Genomic DNA, 22,217 nt, shown 5'->3' with positions numbered 1-22,217 from the left:
ATGTTTTCAGTGTTGAAAGGGAGAACGATTATGTTTGAAACAATTTGGCCATTAATTACTGTGGTTATAGGGATTGTCGTATTATTATCACTTATTATTTTCTTAAAATTGAATACATTTATTTCACTTATTATTACATCTATTGTCACTGCAATTTTACTTGGTATGCCTTTAGATAAAATTATTGAAACCATTGAAAACGGTATGGGTAGTACATTAGGTCATATTGCGTTGATTTTTGGTTTAGGGGCTATATTAGGTAAATTATTAGCTGACGGCGGAGGCGCTACAAGAATTGCTGACACACTTATTAAAAAATTTGGTCATAAACATGTACAATGGGCAATGCTTGTTGCAGCTTTCATTGTAGGTATAGCGCTTTTCTTTGAAGTTGGACTCGTATTATTAATTCCATTAGTATTTACGATAGCTAAACGTGCTAACGTTTCACAATTAAAACTTGGCTTACCAATGGTTGTGGCGTTATCTGTTACACATGGTTTCTTACCACCACATCCAGGTCCAGTGGTTATTGCAAAAGAGTTACAAGCTAACTTAGGACATGTATTACTTTATGGTATTATTATTGCGATTCCAGTTACAATTGTGGCTGGACCATTATTTAATAAAGTAGCACAAAAGATTACACCTTCTGCCTATAGCCGAGAAGGCGACATTTCAGCTTTAGGCGCACAAAAGGAATTTTCAGAATCTGAAATGCCAGGATTTGGAATTAGTTTATTAACTGCAATATCACCAGTTATTTTAATGTTACTAGCCACTATCGTTCAGTTAATAACTGGTAATGAAGAAGCAACGAATGGATTTGAATCATTCATTTACTTTATAGGTACAGCAGGCACAGCAATGTTAATTGCAGTATTATTTGCTATTATTACGATGGGTGTGAAACAAGGTAGAAAAAATTCAGAAATAATGGACTCAGTTTCTAATGCCATCTATCCAATAGGTATGATGATCCTAATTATTGGTGGTGGCGGTACTTTTAAACAAGTACTTATCGACGGCGGAGTTGGTGACACAATAGCTAAAATGTTTGAAGGTACTGAAATGTCACCAATTCTTTTAGCGTGGGTCGTTGCAGCTGTTTTAAGAATTGCCTTAGGTTCATCTACAGTAGCTGCGATTTCATCAACAGGTATTGTGTTACCACTACTACAAGCATCTGATGTTAACGTTGCATTGGTCGTATTAGCGATTGGCGCTGGTAGTGTTATTTTATCTCACGTGAATGACGCAGGTTTCTGGATGTTTAAAGAATATTTCGGTTTAACTGTGAAAGAGACGTTTTTAACATGGTCATTACTTGAAACGGTGATTTCTGTTTCAGGACTCGTGTTTATTTTAATACTAAGTATTTTTGTATAATGTCATATTCAGTACAGCAGTATGAATGAATAGTTGTTTTTTAAGTCCTTAACAGTATGATATAGTTAAGGACTTTTTTTAAAAGAAATCATTAATATTGAGAAAAGAGGCGTAAATGATGACAAAATTTGATTTGAATAGTTTTTCTTTAAAAGGCAAGAACGCTATTGTAACGGGGGGCGCGCGTGGATTAGGCATGTATTATACCATTGCTTTAACAATGTATGGTGCAAATGTAACTATCGTCAGTTCATCGACACAATCTTGGGAATATTTAAAGCAAATGGTAAATGATCATGAAGGCAATATAGCATTTATACAACAAGATATCACGAAACAAGGCGCTGCTCAAAAAGTAGTTGATGAAGCGGTAACTACTTGGGGAAATATAGATATTCTTGTCAATAATGCTGGTGTGCAGATTAGAAATAATGTACTAGACTTCAAAGATGAAGATTGGCAAAAAGTAATTGATACCAATTTAAATTCATCTTATTATATGGCTCACGAAGTGGCTAAAGTGATGACGAAACAACAATCAGGAAAAATTATTAATATAGGCTCAATGCAATCCTACCGCGCAGGTAAAAATATTTTTCCATATGCAGCAAGCAAACATGGTGTTGTAGGTATCACGAAAGCTTATGCAGATGCGTTGGCAGAATATAACATTCAAGTTAATGCATTATCTCCAGGTTATATTCGAACAGATATGACAAGAGTATTAGAAGAAGACCCAGTGAGAGGCCCAGAAATTAAAAGTCATATTCCATCTGGCGAGTGGGGTGTGCCTGAAAATTTAATGGGGCCACTTATTTTCCTAGCAAGTGAAGCGTCAGATTATGTTACAGGTGTTTCCCTACCGGTTGATGGTGGATACTTACTTAGATAGTATATTAAAGGAAATAAAAACGTAGATTGCGTTATAGCATTTACTGCTATAGGTCAAACCTATCAATCAAATTAAGGGTTTGTTTCACAAAATACAGTCAACCAAAGGTATTAAAATAAATTAATATGCTTAAAACGCAGGTATATGAAATCAGTCAAAGTTTTTGTGATTTCTAGCCTGCTTTTTTTATATAACAATTGAAAAATAGGTTTGAAGTTTTGGTACATTTGTACCAAAAATATAGTTGTATATGGTATTTCAACATAATTTACAGATAAAATGATAAAATTAGATAATTATAGTGATTTTCAAATCGTAAATATACAGCTATGCTAAGCGTTTGTTTCAAAAAAGCATAATGTGACATCAATATATTACAGTTGAAATTTCACTTAACTTGTATATAGTAGACACAATAAGGGGGGAAATTATGAAAAGAATATTACTTATCGCAAGTGCTTTCATTGGCGTCATTGTAGGTGCTGGTTTTGCTTCCGGGCAAGAAGTACTTCAATATTTTACCAGTTTTGGTATTTTAGGTACTTTAGGTGCGATCATCACTACAGCATTATTCGCTTATGTGGGGATGATGTTAGTATGGTTAGGTAGCCGATTTAACACAGACTCACATAAAAATGTCATACATAATATCACAGGTGGAACATTATTTGGAAAAATACTAGGCTGGGTTATTGATTTAGTCATTATTTTCACTTTATTTGGCGTAGGCGTGGTAATGATTGCAGGTGCAGGCTCAAACTTAAACCAGCAATTTGGACTTCCATCAATCGTCGGTACAATTTTAATGACTATATTGATTATACTTGCAGGTATGTTGCGTGTAGAAGGTGTCGTTAAGGTTATCGGGAATATTACACCTTTTTTAATTTTGTTTATATTAATTATTTCGGTTTATAGTTTCTTAACCACAAACGTGCCATTTGCTGAACTGGATACAATTTCAGATGCTAAACCATCTACATTACCGAATTGGTTTGTAGCAGGTGTCAATTATGCTTCTTTTAATACAGCAGTAGGCGCATCTATGGCAATCGTTATGGGAGGAGCAGAAAAAAATAGCAAACTCGCAGCTGTTGGTGGACTACTAGGTGGTTTAACCTTAGGTGTCATGATTGTATTAAGTCACTTAGCTATTTTCACACAAATTAACATCGTAGGCGACATGGAAATGCCTATGTTAGGCATTGTGAACCATATATCTCCAATACTTGGTGTTGTTATGGCAATCGTGATATTTGGCATGATTTTCAATACAGGTTTAGGTATGTTTTACGCATTCGCTACACGATTTACGATAGTAGACTCTATGCGTTTTAAAGTATTCTATACCATTACAGTGCTTGTAGGACTATGCTTAAGTTTTGTAGGCTTTACAGACCTTGTAGCTATTTTCTATCCTTTAATTGGTTATTTAGGTTTAGTTCTCATTTTCGTCCTATTTTATGCACCATTTAAATTGAAATTTGGAAAGAAAAATAAATAAAAAACCATATTGTTATAAACGTTTTAAATCATAATGGTCTATAAAGTGTAAAGAAAAACATTTTTGAAATTTTCTATTAATTTGATACTCTATTCCTTATTATTTAGATATAATACAATTATAAGGAATGGGGTGTTTTTTTATGAATGATGAAGCGCTAGAAATTTTGAAAATGCATGCTTTGCAATTATTAAGTATTCAATTAGAAGGTTATGATATGGATGACATGAAGGGGATTAGTAACCATATCAAGACACCATTTATAAATACAACAAGGAAGCAATTTAAAAACGAATTAAAACATTTTATCGTGCATATGCACAGCAATAAAATTTACCATTATAAAAATAGTTTCAATGTAAGTTTTTTAATTTTCAAATTTAAAAAATACAGACAAGTTTATATTATTGGGCCATATATGGAAAAAAGACCAAATGAACGGCAATGTAATGAAATGTTGCAAAGTATGAACATTAAAATTTCTAAACTATCGATACTGAAACAATACTTATTAAAAGTACCACTATGCCATCATGTTAAAGCACAAAAAATGTGTCGTTTAGCAATTCGCTTTTTAAAGAAGAGAAATATTGTTTATGAAACTGTAGATATTGATTTTAGTTTTCATACTAATGAAGCAATATTAGCAGAATCTAAAGCACAAATTGATTACACATTACAAGAAATAGAATATCGTTATCATTTAGAGAATCAGCTACTGACAGCGGTTGAAAATGGTAATGTCGAAGAAGCTTTGTCCATCTTAAATAATATGAATATATCTGTCGCTGGTTTGAGAAGAGTTAAAGACGATATTTCAAACGAGCAATATAAAGCATATTTAATTAATACGTTATGTCGTAAAGCAGGTGAAAAAGCAGGGGTTAGTTTGATTCATATTGATGAAATTTCAGCTAGATTCGCGACTATGATTGATCAAACAATGGATATTGAATTATTAGATGAATTAACGCATTCGATTGTTAAAGCATACGCTGAAAGAGCTATGAAGATAAAAGCAAACGCGTATAGTCCTAAAATAAGTAAAGTGATTCAATATATTGAAAGAAATTTAGATACACATTTAACGTTAGATGAGTTAGCAAATTATGTAGATTTAGCACCGAGTTATTTATCAAGGATTTTTAATCAAGAATGCCATCAGTCACTGTCTCAATTTATTACAACTTTAAGAGTTAAAAAAGGACGCGACTTAATAGCACGCACAAAAATGACTGTATCTGAAGTTTCAAATTATGTTGGTTTTAAAGAACAAAGTTACTTCACTCAATGTTTTAAAAAGCACTATGGTGTGACGCCATTGAAATATCGCATAGAGCATAAAGAATTCTACTAATAAATTTGAGTTAAAAAAACGTAAAAATTAATAATTACAAATAAAATTTGTAAATAAAATTAGAAAAATATCAAAAATATGATAATATCTTTAAAAAAACATTAAAATTAAACCACTTCACATTAAGATAGAGGTATATAATAGGTATCTCGCTCAGGTTAATATACAAAGTAACGTATCAATTTCGATTGGCGTTGTTACAGACTTTAACTATAGTTCAAAATGAAAAGAAATTAAAAAGATAACTACTTAATAATAACAACGTTGTTATTATTTCATTGACTGTTATTATTTTAAAAATATAATAAAAGTAAGCTCTCTATAAATAATGTGTTAAAGATGTAAACACGCGATAATAAAAATCGAATTAATTTATAGGGGTAAAAAAATTTATCTATAGTAGAAAGCGCTTTCAAACCTATGGATGATATAACGATTGAGGGCCACAATCATTAAAACTGACTATGAAATGACAAAGTTAAAGCTCATAACTTTGATTTCGATAGTGGAAAGAGGTAATCCTTATGGTTACAGCGAGATTAAAACCAGCAAATTCTAAGCTGAAAAAATTTAACGAAATCGAATCACCAAAATTAAAATTTAAAGAGAAATTATCTTATGGCTTTGGAGATTTAGGGAATGGACTAATGTTTGATATGGGGCAAATCTATTTGCTGCTCTTTTATACAGATATATTGGGAATTCCATCAGCCATAGGTGGACTGGTATTCTTAGTGGCTAAGTTCTTTGACGCTTTTGTAGATACGGGTGTAGGGACGCTTGTTGACAATCAAAAGAATTTTTCTAAACGTGGGAAGTTTAGACCGTTTATATTATATGGCAGTATTCCATTAGCAATATTAACGGTGCTGACCTTTATTTCTCCAGATATAAGTGAAACAGGTAAGATTATTTGGGCGTTTGGAACATATTTATTATTTAACGCTGCTTATTCTATCGTTAATATTCCTTATGGTTCATTATCTGCTTCAATGACAATCAATGCGGATGACCGTACACAATTATCAGTATTTCGTAATTTAGGTTCGCAAGGTGCAATGTTTATTTCAGGTATTATTATCATTCCTTTAGTGAGTCTTTTTCCTAATCATGCCATCGGATACCCAGTTGCAGTTGGAATTCTTGCGGTTGCGGGTGTGACGCTACATATGTTGTGTTATAAAGGTGTTAAAGAGCGTCATACAGTAGAGCGTCCTCAAATTAAAGGGCTAGGTCGTAAAGCGTTTTTTAATTTACTGAAAAATAGACCATTTATTATTTTAGCCATTTATACTTTATTAACGATTACAGCTTTATTCTTACAACAAGGTGCACAACTGTATTATTACAAAAACGTACTGGGATTCGATAACTTAATTGGTATTGTGAGTACATTGAATTTTATTGTATTAATACCAGCGTTGTTCCTTACAACGTTTTTAAGTAAACGAGTAGGTAAGAAGATGACAGCGATCATCGGTGTAAGTGGTTTTATCATCTTCCAAATATTAAATTTCTCACTATTTTCAGAACAAATCGTACCGTTTTTAATTATTAATACGATTGCACAATTGTTTTTAGTTATTCCAAATACGGTGACATGGGCATTTATTGCAGATGTTGTAGAATATGGACAATGGCAATCAGGGCTAAGATCTGAAGGTATTATTTATGCAAGTTATAGTTTTACAAGAAAAATTTCCCAAGGTTTAGCAGGTTTTATACCAGGGATGGCGTTAACAATTATTGGTTACGTCCCTAATGCGGCTCAGACACCAGATACAATATTTGGTTTGAAAGTTTTATTCTTTGTCGTACCCGCAACAATTTGTTTAATTGCAGTGATCTTATTCTTCTTTGCATATCCACTTACGGATCAGAAGCACAAACAAATTGTTAAAGAATTAGCGCTTAGAGAAGAAATATAGATAATTCACATTTTAATATTATGAGAGGAGCATCGATATGCTATATCCAGTAACGAATGAACACAGAAGCATTATTGATTTAAACGGTATTTGGCAGTTTAAGTTAGAAGGTAATCATGACACGATAGACGTAACACGACCCTTAAATACTGATTTAGTGATGGCAGTACCGGGTTCGTATAATGACCAAGGCGTGACGACAAACATACGTAATCATGTTGGAAATGTTTGGTATGAAAGAACATTTACGATACCTAAAGTTTTATCAAATGAGCGCATTGTTTTACGGTTTGGTTCAGCAACTCACAAAGCAACTGTTTATATTGATGGCCAAGAAGTTACATCACATCAAGGTGGCTTCTTGCCCTTTGAAGTAGAATTAAATGACCAGTTTTATTCAGGACAGCATCGCTTAACAGTATGTGTAAATAATATATTAGACGAAACCACTTTACCCGTTGGTGACTATAGTGAAACGACAGATAAAGATGGCAATTTAATTAAAAAGAACAAACCTAATTTTGATTTCTTTAACTATGCTGGGCTTCATAGACCTGTTAAAATTTATACAACACCTAGAACGTTTATAGAAGATATTGAAATTATACCAGAGCTTAAAGGCGATATAGCAGAAGTAGGTTATACGGTTGTTACCAATGCCACAGTGGATGAAGTATTAGTTCGATTAATCGATGAAGAAGGTCATATTGTTGCTGAAACATCTGGTTTTAACGGTTCTATTAAAGTAGAGCAACCTCACTTATGGGAACCATTAAATGCTTACTTATATCATTTAGAAGTGACGCTATTAGATAATAATCAAATAATAGATAGTTATGCTGAGCGCTTTGGCATTCGTTCTGTAGAAGTAAAAAAAGGGCAGTTTTTAATTAATAATAGACCATTCTATTTTAAAGGCTTCGGAAAACACGAAGACACATATTACAACGGACGCGGCTTAAATGAAGTTGCAAATGTAATGGACTTTAATCTGATTAAGTGGATTGGTGGTAATTCATTCCGAACGTCTCATTATCCATATTCTGAAGAGATGATGCGGTTAGCAGATGAACAAGGTATTGTAGTAATAGACGAAACAACAGCTGTTGGTGTGCATCTTAACTTTAGCACGATATTGTCTGGTGTTACTTTAAGAAATACTTTTGAAGAAATTGGTACGAAAGAAGCGCATGAATCAGTGATTAAAGGGTTAATCGAACGTGATAAAAATCATGCTTGTGTAGTCATGTGGTCCATTGCTAATGAGCCTGCTTCTACCGAAGCGGGGGCAAAAGCATATTTTGAACCGTTAGTTCATTTAGCGCGTGCATGTGACCCGCAACACCGACCAGTCACAATAGTTACCATATTAACTTCGCAACCAGACACATGCCAAGTACAAGATTTAGTAGATGTACTATGTCTGAATAGATATTATGGATGGTATACACAAACAGGTGATTTGGTAGCAGCTAAAGAAGCCCTGAGAACAGAATTAGATGGATGGACTGAAAAACAACCAGATAAACCGATTATGTTTACGGAATATGGAGCGGATACGGTAGCGGGGATACATGCAATTAGTGATGAATTATTTACTGAAGAGTATCAAGTTCGATATTATGAAGCAAACCACGAAGTAATAGATGGATATCCGCAGTTTATTGGTGAACAAACATGGAATTTTGCAGATTTTGAAACATCTACGGATATTATCAGAGTTCAAGGAAATAAGAAAGGTATCTTCACACGTGAACGACGTCCTAAAGCAGTGGCGCATTACTTTAAAAAGCGTTGGGAAAATATACCTGATTTTGGTTATAAATCATAAGTTACCGCACTCAATAAAAATAAATATTATCATAATCACCCCAAATTTTGTTATTAGCCGTAAAATTTGAGGTGGTTTTTATTTAATGAAATTGTGAAATATATAATATAACTAAAATTAAGATGAAACAATCCCTTCAAAGTTTTCACTTATTGTGTGTACTCTGAAAGGATTATTATTTTTTGATAATTTTATTTTTTCATGATAACAGGTATAATGGGTTATAATTTTGCTTGCCATTTGTCTGTCCATACTAAGTCGTTATAGGCGCCTTTGAATTCGCTCTCGCCCATGATTTTATCAATAGTTTGTTTGATTGTTTCATGATTTGAATGGTATGCGTTAATATATGCCTTAACCATTGTTGCATCGTGTAGATGTGTAGTGAAATTAGTTGAAACAAACACAGTTGGCACTTCATGTACGTACCATGGAATTTCATTACTCATGGCAGTGCCCCACTTGATACGGTAGTTGTTTTCTGCTGCATAGCCAATAATATTTGCAAATACTAAAGCTGCATCTACGTTGTTGCGGTATGCTAGCGTTTTGCCTTTAATACGTGTGGAACCGTCATTTAATGTGACGTTGAACCCTCGAGATTCAAGTTCTTTAATAATATCGTCTGCTACGTTGTTAGCAGATTTGTAAATGCCGTCTTTTTCACCTTCAATGACATAAAGCATAATATTTTTATGCGTTTCAGGACGGATAGGTAATTGGTTTAAAGTATTTTTTACAAGCGTAATACCTAGATCTGCAGCTTCTGCACGCATTTCCAAATGTTCCGTACAACCGATGATATCCAACGCTTCTTTAGGTTGAATAATTGAACCATCTTTTTGTTTTTTATGAAGGCTCAACTGTGCTTTTAACCCTAGTACGCGTCGTACTGCGTCATTTAACCGTTCTTCAGTAATAACGCCTTTCTCATAGCCTTTAAGCATGAATTGATAATCTTCTTCTAAATCATTAAAAAATAAGAACATATCACAACCGGAAGCAATTGCTAATGGGACGTAATCTTCACGGCGCATGGAAGCGGTCATACCGAGCATGTGACTTGCATCGGTAACGACTAAACCATTAAATTTCATGTCATCTTTTAATAAGTCAGTGATGAGCTCAGAAGAAAGCGTTGCAGGTAAGATATCTTTATCTTCAAGATTAGGGTTTAATTTTTTCGAATAGGCAGGTTGTGCGATATGACCAGCCATAATCATTTGTACACCACGATCGATATGATGTTGATAAACTTTACGGAAGCTATCATCCCATTCTTGTGTTGTTAATTCATTTACGCCAAGCACTAAGTGTTGATCACGTTCTTCTGTACCGTCACCTGGGAAGTGCTTAATACACGTGATCATGTTACGTTCAGCGTTAAAACCGTCTATAAATGCGCTTGAATATTTAATCACTGTTTCAGCATCTGTGCCATATGAACGTGTATTAACAATCGTATTACGCCAATTTTTTAGAATATCAACACAAGGATCGAAGTTAATGTGCACTCCTAATGCAGAAGATTCACGTGCCGATACTAGGCCAGCGTTATAGGCAACTTTTGTATCTTGTGCTGCTTCACATTGTGCAGCACTTGCTATGTAGGTACCGTCTTTACATGCCCCATTACCACCTGAATCACAGTTTGCTGCTACAAGTACGGGCACTTTTGTATGCTTTTGTAAGTCATTAAGTAAGTGTTGCACATCTTCTTTATTGCCACCTTCATAACGTGCGCCTCCAATATGGTAGCGTTTAAGCACATCTTCGTTAGTTAAGTCGGCGTCGTAGAATTTTTTTCCACCTTCTAATGAAAATAAATTAAAAAATAGCTGACCTATTTTTTCTTCATCTGTTAAATTGTTAAGTGTTTCTTCCACCCATGTTATCTGATCCGTATTTAAATAATATGGTGCTGCTGTTAAATCTACTTTAACCATAATTTATTCCTCTCCTTCAAAATTATTGAAAAATAAATCTTTTAATGCTTCTTGTATCTCTTGGTTGAACTTACCTTCTTTAAATAATTTTAGATATTTATTGTTGAAATCGAGCCAAGATTGGTTTTCATGGCCTGCAAGTATCGGATAAAAGTACATATTATGTGATTGAGCTGCTTCTAAATCGCCTTTAGCATCTCCTAACATAATGATGTCTTCTAAATTATAATGCTGCTTTAATTGTGCTAAACAGTATTCTTTTGTGCCTGCTTCTTGTGCAAACATACCGCTTAAATAGGGCGTAAGCTTGTAAGTTTCCCATTCATATTCTACTGCTGATAAATTTGCAGACGATACGATTGCGATATCAGCAAAAGTTGAAGCACTTTGCAACGATTCCTGTACATATTTAAACGGGCCTATGCTTGGTAATGTTTTGATTATAGCGTTGACGTTATGCGACCAAGAGAGTGCTTTTTTTAATCCGGTTTGATTAGGATTCGCTTGTATCGCTTCTTCCAATGCAGGATTAGAGAAGGCATGTGTTGTTTGGACCCAATGCTTAATATCTTTGTATCCCTCAATGTTTATACCTTGTTCAACAAGTTCACTTAACATACGTTCTAATCCTCTAAAACGATTAATACCTCTAGTGATTTCATATAAATTTAAATCATTCCATCGTTTTAATAGTTCAGACTGGATATTTTCTAACTGCCATTCTGCAACAAGTGCAGGGCCGAATGCACGCTCGTGTTTTATTGTCATAGAATCAATAGCGCATCCGTCTGAATCAACACAAATTAGTTTTTTGAACTTAGGTTGGTAGTTCGGTAAAGAATCAATCATTTTAAATGTTCCTCTCAAATAAAATTACAATCATTATGATTATTTAATTAAAGATATAGACACGCACTTTCTTTATATTCATTGAATAATAGATAAGCTATGTATGTTACATACTCAAAGAAATGAATTAATAATGGTTTGCTTCAAGTGTGAAACGACAATTCGCTGTGAAGGTTAAAATATAATAAAGCGCTTTCTTTATACTGTTAAAGTTAGCACGCATATTTAAAAAAAACTAGCCATTTCCTCGGGAAATAGTGATTAAATTCACAAAGTTGCCAGTTTATGACATTTTTTTATAAAAAAAGTCATTTTATTTATAAAATACATCGAATATACCAAAAATAGTCGCCATATAGGTTGTAGGAAACAACATTTATTTAAGAAAATATTGTTTAACTATGCATTGTGAAAAAATATACAAATATATAGTACTATCAACACTTTTCAAGTTATTATGGCGAGCGAATGCGTATTGAAATAAATGAAGCAAAGTTATGTATACATACTATAGTAATTGACTAGAATTAGATAAAAAATATAATTAAATTGAGCGATGTAAATAAAACGAAGAGGAGCAGCAGCATGGAAAAGACACGTATTTTACAACAAATGAACGATAATTATCTGGTTGCAGTTGTCCGAGGGAATTCCAGTGAAGATGCAATATTAAAAAGCGAAAAAATAATTGAAGGTGGTATTCTGAATATAGAAATAACGTTTACAACACCTTATGCAGAATTGGCTATTAAAGCATTAACAAAGAAGTTTAACAAAGAAGTTGTTATTGGTGCAGGTACAGTATTAGACGCAGTAACAGCACGTATAGCCATTATGAATGGTGCGCGTTACGTTGTTAGCCCACATTTCGATGTACAAGTAGCTCATATATGTCATTTATACCAAATTCCTTATTTACCTGGGTGTAGTTCAGTAACAGAAATTACAAACGCACTTCAACATGGTGTTGAAGTCGTTAAATTGTTCCCTGGTAACCTACTAGGGGCTAAATTTATAAGAGATGTCCACGGTCCGTTACCACAAGCGAAAATGATGCCGTCCGGTGGTATTTCGTTAGAAAATATGGAACAGTGGTATAATAATGGCGCCTTTGCAATCGGTATTGGTAGTGCTTTAACCCGAAATGTTAAAGAAGGCGAAGAAGATATCATTGTGGCCCAAACACGTGAATTTGTACAGAAATTTCAATCAATACGACATAAGTAGCATGCGCGTCATCACATTCCAAATCATAGTACGAACGCTAAGCTATCACTTATTCAAAATAGAACGAGTAGTCTTATTTGATATGAGTAATACAAATATAAATCTAGTCTCTAGGTGATTTGCGACAGTCAGAATTATCATTAACGTGTGTTTTGTAAACAACCCAGTAGACAGTCATACAGATAGTAAATGTACATAAATTAAAAAATATTGATGTGCTGTCGGTTGTTAACATTATCGTTTCAATTGGAGATTGTTAAAGGGTGAACGAAACAAAAATGAGTTTGCATATAGAGTAGAAAAAATTTTAGCACTATTAGAAAACGTTTACATTAATTACTTTTCTAAGAAAAAAGATGATATATACCCATGATGTGTTTGGTTTAGCAATTGAAATTTGTACGAGATCAGTAGATTTGAGGAAACGATTTATATAAGAATGAAAGGGTTTGGTATAGAAATGTGAATCCAATGAGATATGCATCTATGTTTTATAAACATAGTGTGACAGTTTATAACTAAAGTGTTTTTAATCGCATGACATGAACAATAATAGGCAACCACGATATTAAACGATTAGGGAGAGATAGGTTATGGTTTCTAAAACATCCGAGCAAGCACATTCAACTCAAAGTAGACTTGAAAACATAGCTACACCCAAACTGAAATTTAAAGAAAAACTATCATACGGTTTGGGAGATCTAGGGAACGGTATGATGTTCGATATGGGGCAAATTTATTTATTAAAATTTTTTACAGATATATTAGGGATATCTGCATTCTATGGAGGATTGGTTTTCCTAGTGTCTAAAATATTTGATGCTTTTGTAGATACAGGCGTAGGCACTTATATAGATTCTAGAACCAATATCGGCAAACGCGGTAAATTCAGGCCCTTTATACTTTATGGAACAGTGCCTCTAGCAATTTGTACAGTTTTATCATTTATTTCACCTCATTTAGATCAAACTGGAAAAGTCATTTGGGCATTTGCTACGTATATGTTATTTAACGCAGCGTATTCTTGCGTGAATATACCTTATGGTTCACTTTCAGCATCCATGACAGTTAATTCAGAAGATAGAACGCAACTATCTGTATATAGAAATTTAGGTTCACAAGCTGCATTGTTTGTTGCTGGCATTGTGGTAATTCCTTTAGTTAATCAATTTCCAAACCACGCGATTGGTTATCCTGTAGCAGTAGCAATACTGGCAGTAGTTGGTGTTATTTTGCATTTAACTTGTTATAAAAATGTTAAGGAAAGACACGTCATTCAAAGACCGAAACAAAAAGGATTAGGGAAAAAAGCTTTCTTGAGTGTTTTGAACAACGGTGCCTTTGCAATCTTGGCAATTTATACATTATTAACGATTATGGCGATGTTTTTGAAACAGTCATCTCAATTGTATTACTTCCAGTATGTGATGGACGCACCTAATTTAGTAGGATTAGTTAGTACTTTGAATTTTATTGTTTTAATACCAGCGTTATTTTTAACAACATTGTTAAGTAAAAGCGTTGGTAAAAAGATGACCGCTATTATAGGTATCGGTGGGTTTGTAATTTGTGAGTTTTTGAATTTTATATACTTTGGGGGTCATCTTACTACTTTCTTAATTGTAAACACAATCTCTTCATTCTTTCTCGTGATTCCTAACACAGTGACATGGGCTTTCATTGCAGATGTTGTAGAGTATGGACAATGGAAATCTGGCATTCGTTCTGAAGGGATTACATATTCAAGCTATAGTTTCACACGTAAGATTTCGCAAGCGTTAGCTGGGTTTATTCCAGGTGTTGCACTGACAATGATAGGATATCAACCGAATGTTGCCCAATCAGCGGAAACGTTAACTGGTCTTAAAATATTATTTTTTGGTGTGCCTGGCGTAGGATGTTTAATTGCATTACTTATATTCCTGTTTGGCTATCCATTAACAGATAAACGTCACAAACAAATTGTTAAAGAACTCGCTTTAAGAGAAGAAATTTAATGAAATGAAAGGAAATAAAAATACTATGACATCATTTATCACTGAAACATTTATGTTGCACAATGAGACAGCAAAATCATTGTATCAAAATTATGCTAAAGATATGCCTATTTATGATTACCATTGTCATTTAGATCCTAAGCAAATTAGCGATAACAGACACTTCGATAATATTACAGAATTATGGTTAGGTGGAGACCATTATAAATGGAGAGCCATGAGAGCTCAAGGCATTAATGAATACTATATTACAGGCGATGCACACCCCAGAGAAAAGTTTAGAAAATGGGCACAAACGTTAGAAAATGCTGTAGCGAACCCATTATACCATTGGTCTCATTTAGAACTTGCAATGTATTTTAATGTACATGAAGTTTTAAACGAAGCAAATGCTGACCGTATTTATGATGAAGTGAACCAATATTTAAAAGAAAACCACGTGACGACACAAACATTAATTACACAGTCTAATGTACAATTAATTTGTACAACGGATAATCCTACAGATGATTTAGCGTACCATGATGAAATCAAAGCTCAAACAAAATTTAAGACAACAGTATTACCTGCCTTTAGACCAGATGTTGCTTTTAAAATAGGTGAAAAAGCATTTGTCATATTTATTGACACATTGAGCGCATTGACACAACCCATTCGTGATGTTTCAACATTTATAGATGCATTGGAGCAAAGGATAGTATATTTTCATAGTAAAGGCGGACGACTAGCAGATCATGGACTGAATACATTAGAATATCAACCTTACACTGAACAGGAAATTCAAGACATATTTAAAAAAGGTCAAGTAGGGGAAATTGTAACATCGTACGAAAATGCCCAATTCCAAACCTTTTTATTAAACGAATTAAGTAAATTTTACGCCGAAAGAGAATGGGTTATGCAGATACATTTTGGCGCAATACGAAATAATAATAGTCAAGGATTTGAAGAAATAGGTCCAGATGCTGGATTTGATTCCATTCGTGATCAACAAAACTTAGCATTCAATTTAAATCATTTGCTCAATATGATGGCATCCGAAGGTCATTTACCTAAAACAATACTTTATAATTTGAACCCAATGTTTAATGACATTATAGGTTCAACAATTGCAAATTTCCAAAACGAACCAGGCATCCAAAGTAAGATACAACACGGTGCAGGATGGTGGTTTAATGATACAAAACGCGGCATGTTAAATCAGATGACTTCACTCGCCGATCAAGGGTTATTAATGCACTTTGTTGGCATGTTAACAGATTCAAGAAGCTTTATTTCATATTCGAGACATGATTATTTCCGTAGAATCTTATGTACATTTATAGGGAATTTAGTAGAAATTGGTGAAATTCCAAATGATCCAATGTTACTCAAAAAATTAATAGAAAATATTTGTTACAACAATGCATATTATTATTTTAAATTAATTTGAAAAGGAGCTGCTATTTGTTATGAAAATGACGTTTAGATGGTACGGGAAAGATGATCCAATCAGTTTAGAGTATATTAAGCAAATTCCAGGTGTGAGAGGTATTGTTAGTGCGATTTACGATATTCCAGTAGGTGATGTATGGCCATTTGAAAAAATAAGCGCTTTGAAAAAAGAAATTGAATCAGCAAACTTAGAACTTTCAGTGATAGAAAGTGTACCAGTACATGAAGATATTAAATTAGGTAAACCGACTAGAGACCAATATATTGAAAATTATTGTCAAACCCTACGTAACCTAGGAAAAGCCGGTATCAAAGTAGTTTGCTACAATTTTATGCCTGTCTTTGACTGGACACGATCTCAATTAGATTATCGGTTAGAAGATGGTTCTACAGCACTGATATATAATGAATATGACATTGCTAAAATGGACCCACTAAAAGGAGAATTATCATTGCCTGGTTGGGATTCAAGTTATTCTAAAGAAGATTTGGCGTCTCTTTTTGAGGCGTATAAAGTGATAGATGAAGAAAAATTATGGGAACATTTAGCATATTTTATAAATAAAGTAATCCCAGTAGCAGAAGAAGAAGACATATTAATGGCCATTCATCCAGATGACCCACCTTGGAATATATTTGGCTTACCAAGAATTATAACGAGTAAGGCAAATCTAGAACGTTTTATTCAATTACATCCTTCAAAACATAATGGTTTAACGATGTGTTCCGGATCGCTAGGTTCAGATAAGAAAAATGATTTTCCAGATATGCTAACCTATTTTGGTAAAAAAGGGCGCGTACATTTCGTTCACGCGCGTAATGTGAAATTAGTTGGAGATAAATCATTCCAAGAGTCTGCACACTTATCTGAAGAGGGATCAATCGATATGTATAAAGTTATTAAAGCATTACATGATTTTGAGTATGAAGGGCCCATTCGGCCTGACCATGGACGCATGATTTGGGGAGAAATAGGCAAGCCTGGATATGGTTTATATGATCGCGCTCTAGGTGCAACATATTTAAATGGTTTATATGAAGCAATACAAAAAAGCAATCAAGTATAAGGAGGCTGTTACATGCTACCATTTAAAGTAGACTTAACGTATAAAACAGTTGTGATAACAAGTGGCGCCGACGTTATCGGAAGTAAATGATCAAAATCCTTAGCAAAATGTGGTGCTAATGTTGCAATCATTAATCATTGGTATGAATCAAGAAAAAGGTGAAGCAGTAGCCAAACGCATTGAAGGTATGGGAGGTAAAGCAATATTCATTGTTGCTAATGTTATAGACAAAAAAGCAGTAGAAAAAGCTAAGACAATCGTCCACAATACATTTGGCAAGATAGATATTTTGATTAATGGCGCTGGGGAGAACCACCCCTAGGTACCACAGACGATGAGCGATACGATGTCAACAGTCAAAAAGATTTGAAAACATTTTTTGATTTAGATGAACAATCTCTAGGTTTCATCTTCGATTTAAATTTTATAGGTACATTTATTCCATCACAAGTGTTTGCACAAGATATGATAGATAAAGAAGGACCAGTAATGATTAACATTTCATCTTTGAACGCGTTTAGCCCTTTAACTAAAATACCGGCATACAGTGGTGCTAAAACTGCAGTAAGTAATTTCACCCAATGGCTAAGTGTTTATTTCTCACAAACGAATATAAGCGTTAATGCGATTGCACCTGGATTTTTATTAACAGATCAAAATAAATCACTACACTTAAATAAAGATGGAACTTATACAGAGCGTTCTCAAAAAATATTGAACGCAACACCTATGAAAAGGTTTGGGCAACCTGATGAATTGATAGGCGCATTATTATTTTTAATAAGTAAGCCAGCCTCTAGTTTTGTTAATGGTGTTGTCTTACCCGTAGATGGCGAATTTAATGCATATTCAGGCGTCTAAATAAACTTTAGAATGTAAAAGATAGAACTTGTATATAAATTGTATAAGTGCGAACTGAGCATAACCGCAGATGCGTTCAAAAAATGATAAAGCATAAATCATTTTTTATGAACACCTATGAAAGACCTAACAAAAGTATTTTTAGCATTAAGGAAATTAAGATTGTCAATCTGAATGGTAGCTAAAAAAAGAGAAAAAGATGAAAAGTGATAAATTTGTGAAATGAATCACAAAAACCTTTTAATTCTTAATATTATAGATTATGATAAGAGTGTAGAAGATACCAATGCTTAACGAAAGAAAAAATACGGAGTGATTATTAAATGAGAAAAGTAATTGAAGAAGTCATTTTTTCAAATGAAAGCAGTTATGAAATTTACACTCGTACGGGTGTGAACCAAGGTATTATCAATGATATTAAAGATGGATACAGAAGTATTGATTATATAGCTTATATTGATGCAGAAAAAATATACAACTATGGTTTAGAAAAAAAGCTACTAGTCAATAATTAATATGCTGTATTCATCTAGCAGTATTGAAGTTGAATACACGTATCTTTCATCGTATGATTTGTATTCAACTTCATGCATATTTTTCTCCCTAGTATCATCTTTCATGATTTATTTAGAGCCCTTAAAAAATAGAAAAGCCTATGTTACTGTTCATTTAGTAATGTAGGCTTTTCTTGTATTATATGTCGTTTAAGTTCATGTAACGTTTTTAATGTTAAACATAAGCTTTAAAGTTATGTTTGATTTCATTATAGTCATAAACAGCATTATACATACGCATTCGAATGTGATCTTCTGAAGCGTATGGAATGCGTAACTTATCACTTTCGTTTACAAACTTGCGGAATTCACGTTCTAATTGTTGTCGTTTAGTTAATGATAGTTTAAGCCAATCTTCTTTAACAAATAATTGTTCAAAGCGGAAACTAAAACTGGTTCTATCAATGGATTGTCTTAATTGTGTGATGCTGTCTTCAAAGTCCATAATAACCCCTCCTTAACGATATGATGAAATAATGATTAAGATATGTATTATATACCCACTTTATAATTAATTATGAAATATAGCAAGTGCTTCTTAATAAGATGAATTTTTGTTTTGTAAGCGGTTATCCATGGTAGAATACATGTGAATAGGGTAATTTAGTAATATAAATAATAATGAAATGAAAGGAAGATTAAATGGTTGAAATAGAAAATAAAGTTGCAATCGTTACTGGCGCAAGCAGTGGTATAGGTGCTAGTATAGCAGAGGAATTAGCTAATAAGGGTGTACAAGTATTATTATCTGGACGTAACGAAACACGACTTAAAGATGTTGCTGATCATATTCGTTCTAAGGAGAATGCTACATATATTGACTTATTAACAGTCGACGTAACACAACAAAACGATGTAGCACGTTTAGTTCAGTATGCAAAGGATAAGTTTGGTCATGTAGATATCTTGGTTAATAGCGCAGGACAAATGCTTTCTTCCGCTATTTCTGAAGGTGATGTAACCGCGTGGGATTCAATGATTGATGTAAACGTAAAAGGCACCTTATATGGTATTAATGCAGTCTTGCCAACTTTCTTACAACAATCCAGTGGACATATTATTAATATTGCTTCTATTTCTGGTTTTGAAGTCACGAAATCGAGTACAATTTACAGTGCTACAAAAGTAGCTGTACATACGATTACGCAAGGATTAGAAAAGGAATTAGCTAAAACAGGCGTTCGCGTTACGAGCATATCTCCTGGCATGGTGGATACACCTTTAAGCGGAGATACAGATTGGGGAGGACGTAAGAAATTAGACCCTCAAAACATTGCAGAAGCAGTAGTTTATGCATTACAACAACCAAGCCATGTGAATGTAAATGAAATAACAGTTAGGCCAGTTTAAGCTATTTTTCTGATGCCTTTGGATATCATTCGGCAAATTAGACATGTATATCGTCCACGGAAAGTAGGAAGACAATGAATTTTAGGTATCTTAATATCAATGATGTAGAAGCATATCGTTCACTTCGTTTGAAATCACTTCAAACGGATCCTAGAGGGTTTGCATCAACGTATCAACGAGAAATTAATTTCCCCATTGAAAATTTTAAAAAAAGGTTAGTTTGTACTTCTACCCATTTTACGATAGGTGCGTTTGATGGCGGAAAATTGGTTTGTTTTGCAACTTTTTATAGCGAAACCTTAAATAAAATTAAGCATAAAGGTAATTTAGTCGGGGTTTACTGTGACCCAAATTATAGAAAGTTAGGCATCACGCAACAATTAATTCAAAAAATAATTGATGTTGTGACTGAACAAGGTTTAATTAAAACGATAAACTTATCAGTACTTTCGGAAAATAACGCTGCTATTTCATTGTATAAAAAATTAGGTTTTAGCAAATATGGTGTAGAACCTAAAGCGCTATACGATGGTACTATTTATTACGATGAAGATTTAATGATATTGGAACTGTAGTTTAAAGTGATTTACTTTTAATAAGAGATAAAAAACATAATAATAGATGAAATTAAACTAGGCTAGGACATTAATTAAATGTCTTAGCCTGAATTTTTGTTATATGCTGTAAATGCCTAATTTGAAATATGTATATGAGATATAGCCTCTTTACTAGACAGTAGTATAATAATGCAATTACATGCCTACGCTTATTGTATTGCGGTAATATATTATATAGCTGTACATTATAGTGAATTGGTGAAAGATTTTTATTTCAGTGATTTATGTTAAGTATCATAATATGAAAAGTTAATTTACTAAATAACGTCTATATAATAAACATGAAATTATTACATAACTATTATTTTAAAAATAATAATAATTAAGTTGATATTGATAATCGTTTTCAATTATAATGAAAGTAATATATTATGAAAGAGGTCATTATTTTGAAAAGAATTTTAATTACAATGTTATGTTTAATATTATTTTTAGCAGCATGCGGCAACGGGGATGATTCAAGTAAGTCCAATTCTAAAGAGGACAAAGGTACAAAATCCTATACTACGGATGATGGTAGTAAAGTTAAAATACCAAAAAACCCTAAAAGGGTATTAGTATTAACTGCCAATTATGGCAATTTTAAAAAATTAGGTGTTAAACCTATTGCGATAACGAGTGTTTTTCCTGATTCTAAATATTTAAATATGGATAAAATTAAAAAGATTGACCCAGAGGACGTTGAAGCGGCAGCCAAATTGAAACCAGATTTAATCATTACATATAAAGAAAATAAAAATAATAAAAAGTTATCGAAAATAGCACCAACTGTGCCACTTAAAGTTCAAAATATGGATTACAAAGATACACATATCGAAATAGGGAAGTTAGTCAATCAAGAAGCAAAAGCTAAAAAACAAGCCGACAAGCTTTCGAAAAAATTAGCGGAAGATGGTAAAGCAATCCAATCACATATCGGTGAAGATAAAACATTTTCAATTATGGATATCCAAGCTAAAGATATTTACCAATTCGGTCCCAGGTTTGGGCGGGGTAGTGAAGCAATATACGAAGGGTTTGGCTTAAAAGAAGATCCTGAAGCTAAAGAAGTGATGCCAAAAGAAAAATACATGAAAGTGCCAAAAGAAAAATTCAATGAATACTCAGGTGATTATTTATTAGTACCAACTGAAGATGGCCAAAAACCGAATAATAACTTTGTAAACTCTGATATATGGCATAACAATAAAGCTGTAAAAAATGATAATGTCATTTTTTATCCAATGGACGAAGCTATTTATGCAGACTTGATTTCTGTCGAAAAACAAGCAGAATTATTTAAAAAAGAACTTATGAAGTCATAATGATTATTTAAAAACTTGTATTTATATCGATAAAATAAAGCAGGCGTGATTGTGTGAAATTCACAAAATCACTCCTGCTTTTATGTTCAATAAAGATATATTCAAAGTAA

17 protein-coding genes and 1 pseudogene are annotated in these 22,217 nt (G+C 33.2%); 15 read left to right on the top strand and 3 right to left on the bottom strand.

What is annotated here, in order from left to right; genetic code table 11:
• Positions 1–30 precede the first annotated feature (30 nt).
• From IEU88_RS01550 to uidA, 6 genes are all read left to right on the top strand, one after another.
• A complete protein-coding gene (locus IEU88_RS01550) occupies positions 31–1,389 on the top strand; it encodes a gluconate:H+ symporter (protein WP_103372990.1) in 1,359 nt (452 codons plus the stop codon).
• Positions 1,390–1,507: 118 nt separating this feature from the next.
• Positions 1,508–2,281, top strand: a complete 774-nt coding sequence (locus tag IEU88_RS01545) for an SDR family oxidoreductase (protein WP_103372989.1) — start codon at positions 1,508–1,510, stop codon at positions 2,279–2,281.
• A 430-nt stretch (positions 2,282–2,711) separates the two neighbouring features.
• Positions 2,712–3,785: a YkvI family membrane protein gene (locus tag IEU88_RS01540; RefSeq protein ID WP_103372988.1), complete on the top strand. Its 1,074-nt coding sequence runs from the start codon at positions 2,712–2,714 to the stop codon at positions 3,783–3,785.
• A gap of 142 nt (positions 3,786–3,927) precedes the next feature.
• Positions 3,928–5,142: a helix-turn-helix domain-containing protein gene (locus IEU88_RS01535; RefSeq protein WP_103372987.1), complete on the top strand. Its 1,215-nt coding sequence runs from the start codon at positions 3,928–3,930 to the stop codon at positions 5,140–5,142.
• Between the two features lie 524 nt (positions 5,143–5,666).
• On the top strand, positions 5,667–7,070 hold the full coding sequence (locus IEU88_RS01530; protein WP_096808448.1) for an MFS transporter: 1,404 nt from the start codon (positions 5,667–5,669) through the stop codon (positions 7,068–7,070).
• Positions 7,071–7,107: 37 nt separating this feature from the next.
• A complete protein-coding gene (uidA, locus tag IEU88_RS01525) occupies positions 7,108–8,901 on the top strand; it encodes a beta-glucuronidase (RefSeq protein WP_103372986.1) in 1,794 nt (597 codons plus the stop codon).
• Positions 8,902–9,122: 221 nt separating this feature from the next.
• Here uidA and IEU88_RS01520 read toward each other — a convergent pair whose 3' ends face one another.
• The gene (locus IEU88_RS01520) at positions 9,123–10,847 is read right to left on the bottom strand and encodes a glycoside hydrolase family 3 protein (protein WP_096808450.1); all 1,725 of its coding nucleotides are present in this window, start codon (positions 10,845–10,847) and stop codon (positions 9,123–9,125) included.
• Between the two features lie 3 nt (positions 10,848–10,850).
• Positions 10,851–11,696 (bottom strand): HAD hydrolase-like protein, encoded by an 846-nt coding sequence (locus tag IEU88_RS01515; protein WP_103372985.1) that lies wholly within the window; start codon positions 11,694–11,696, stop codon positions 10,851–10,853.
• A 585-nt stretch (positions 11,697–12,281) separates the two neighbouring features.
• On the opposite strand from IEU88_RS01515, the gene IEU88_RS01510 reads away from it, so the two are divergent.
• The 6 genes and pseudogenes from IEU88_RS01510 to IEU88_RS01485 all read left to right on the top strand — a co-directional run bounded on the left by IEU88_RS01510 (position 12,282) and on the right by IEU88_RS01485 (position 18,797).
• A complete protein-coding gene (locus IEU88_RS01510; RefSeq protein ID WP_096808452.1) occupies positions 12,282–12,923 on the top strand; it encodes a bifunctional 2-keto-4-hydroxyglutarate aldolase/2-keto-3-deoxy-6-phosphogluconate aldolase in 642 nt (213 codons plus the stop codon).
• Between the two features lie 593 nt (positions 12,924–13,516).
• Positions 13,517–14,920: an MFS transporter gene (locus tag IEU88_RS01505; RefSeq protein ID WP_103372984.1), complete on the top strand. Its 1,404-nt coding sequence runs from the start codon at positions 13,517–13,519 to the stop codon at positions 14,918–14,920.
• 4 nt (positions 14,921–14,924) lie between these two features.
• A complete protein-coding gene (uxaC, locus tag IEU88_RS01500; protein ID WP_229718970.1) occupies positions 14,925–16,352 on the top strand; it encodes a glucuronate isomerase in 1,428 nt (475 codons plus the stop codon).
• A 19-nt stretch (positions 16,353–16,371) separates the two neighbouring features.
• Positions 16,372–17,421 carry a mannonate dehydratase gene (gene uxuA, locus IEU88_RS01495; protein WP_103372982.1) on the top strand — a complete coding sequence of 350 codons (1,050 nt, stop codon included), beginning with the start codon at positions 16,372–16,374 and terminating at the stop codon, positions 17,419–17,421.
• Between the two features lie 12 nt (positions 17,422–17,433).
• A pseudogene (locus IEU88_RS13850) lies at positions 17,434–18,282 on the top strand (SDR family oxidoreductase).
• A gap of 323 nt (positions 18,283–18,605) precedes the next feature.
• The gene (locus IEU88_RS01485; RefSeq protein ID WP_096808455.1) at positions 18,606–18,797 is read left to right on the top strand and encodes a hypothetical protein; all 192 of its coding nucleotides are present in this window, start codon (positions 18,606–18,608) and stop codon (positions 18,795–18,797) included.
• A 214-nt stretch (positions 18,798–19,011) separates the two neighbouring features.
• On the opposite strand, the gene IEU88_RS01480 is transcribed toward IEU88_RS01485, so the two are convergent.
• On the bottom strand, positions 19,012–19,281 hold the full coding sequence (locus IEU88_RS01480) for a DUF1413 domain-containing protein (RefSeq protein WP_096808456.1): 270 nt from the start codon (positions 19,279–19,281) through the stop codon (positions 19,012–19,014).
• A gap of 197 nt (positions 19,282–19,478) precedes the next feature.
• Here IEU88_RS01480 and IEU88_RS01475 point away from each other — a divergent pair, with 197 nt between their 5' ends.
• The 3 genes from IEU88_RS01475 (at position 19,479) to IEU88_RS01465 (ending at position 22,107) form a co-directional block, all read left to right on the top strand.
• On the top strand, positions 19,479–20,186 hold the full coding sequence (locus tag IEU88_RS01475; protein ID WP_103373591.1) for an SDR family oxidoreductase: 708 nt from the start codon (positions 19,479–19,481) through the stop codon (positions 20,184–20,186).
• 74 nt (positions 20,187–20,260) lie between these two features.
• Complete coding sequence (locus IEU88_RS01470) at positions 20,261–20,761, top strand: GNAT family N-acetyltransferase (RefSeq protein ID WP_096808458.1); 501 nt, start codon at positions 20,261–20,263, stop codon at positions 20,759–20,761.
• Positions 20,762–21,192: 431 nt separating this feature from the next.
• Entirely contained in the window at positions 21,193–22,107 is a 915-nt protein-coding gene (locus tag IEU88_RS01465; protein ID WP_096808459.1) for an ABC transporter substrate-binding protein, read from the top strand.
• Positions 22,108–22,217: the final 110 nt, after the last annotated feature.

It is taken from the genome of Staphylococcus nepalensis (assembly GCF_014635045.1).
In the GTDB taxonomy this organism is placed as follows: Bacteria; Bacillota; Bacilli; order Staphylococcales; family Staphylococcaceae; genus Staphylococcus; species Staphylococcus nepalensis.
This window is presented reverse-complemented; position numbering and strand designations above follow the sequence as displayed.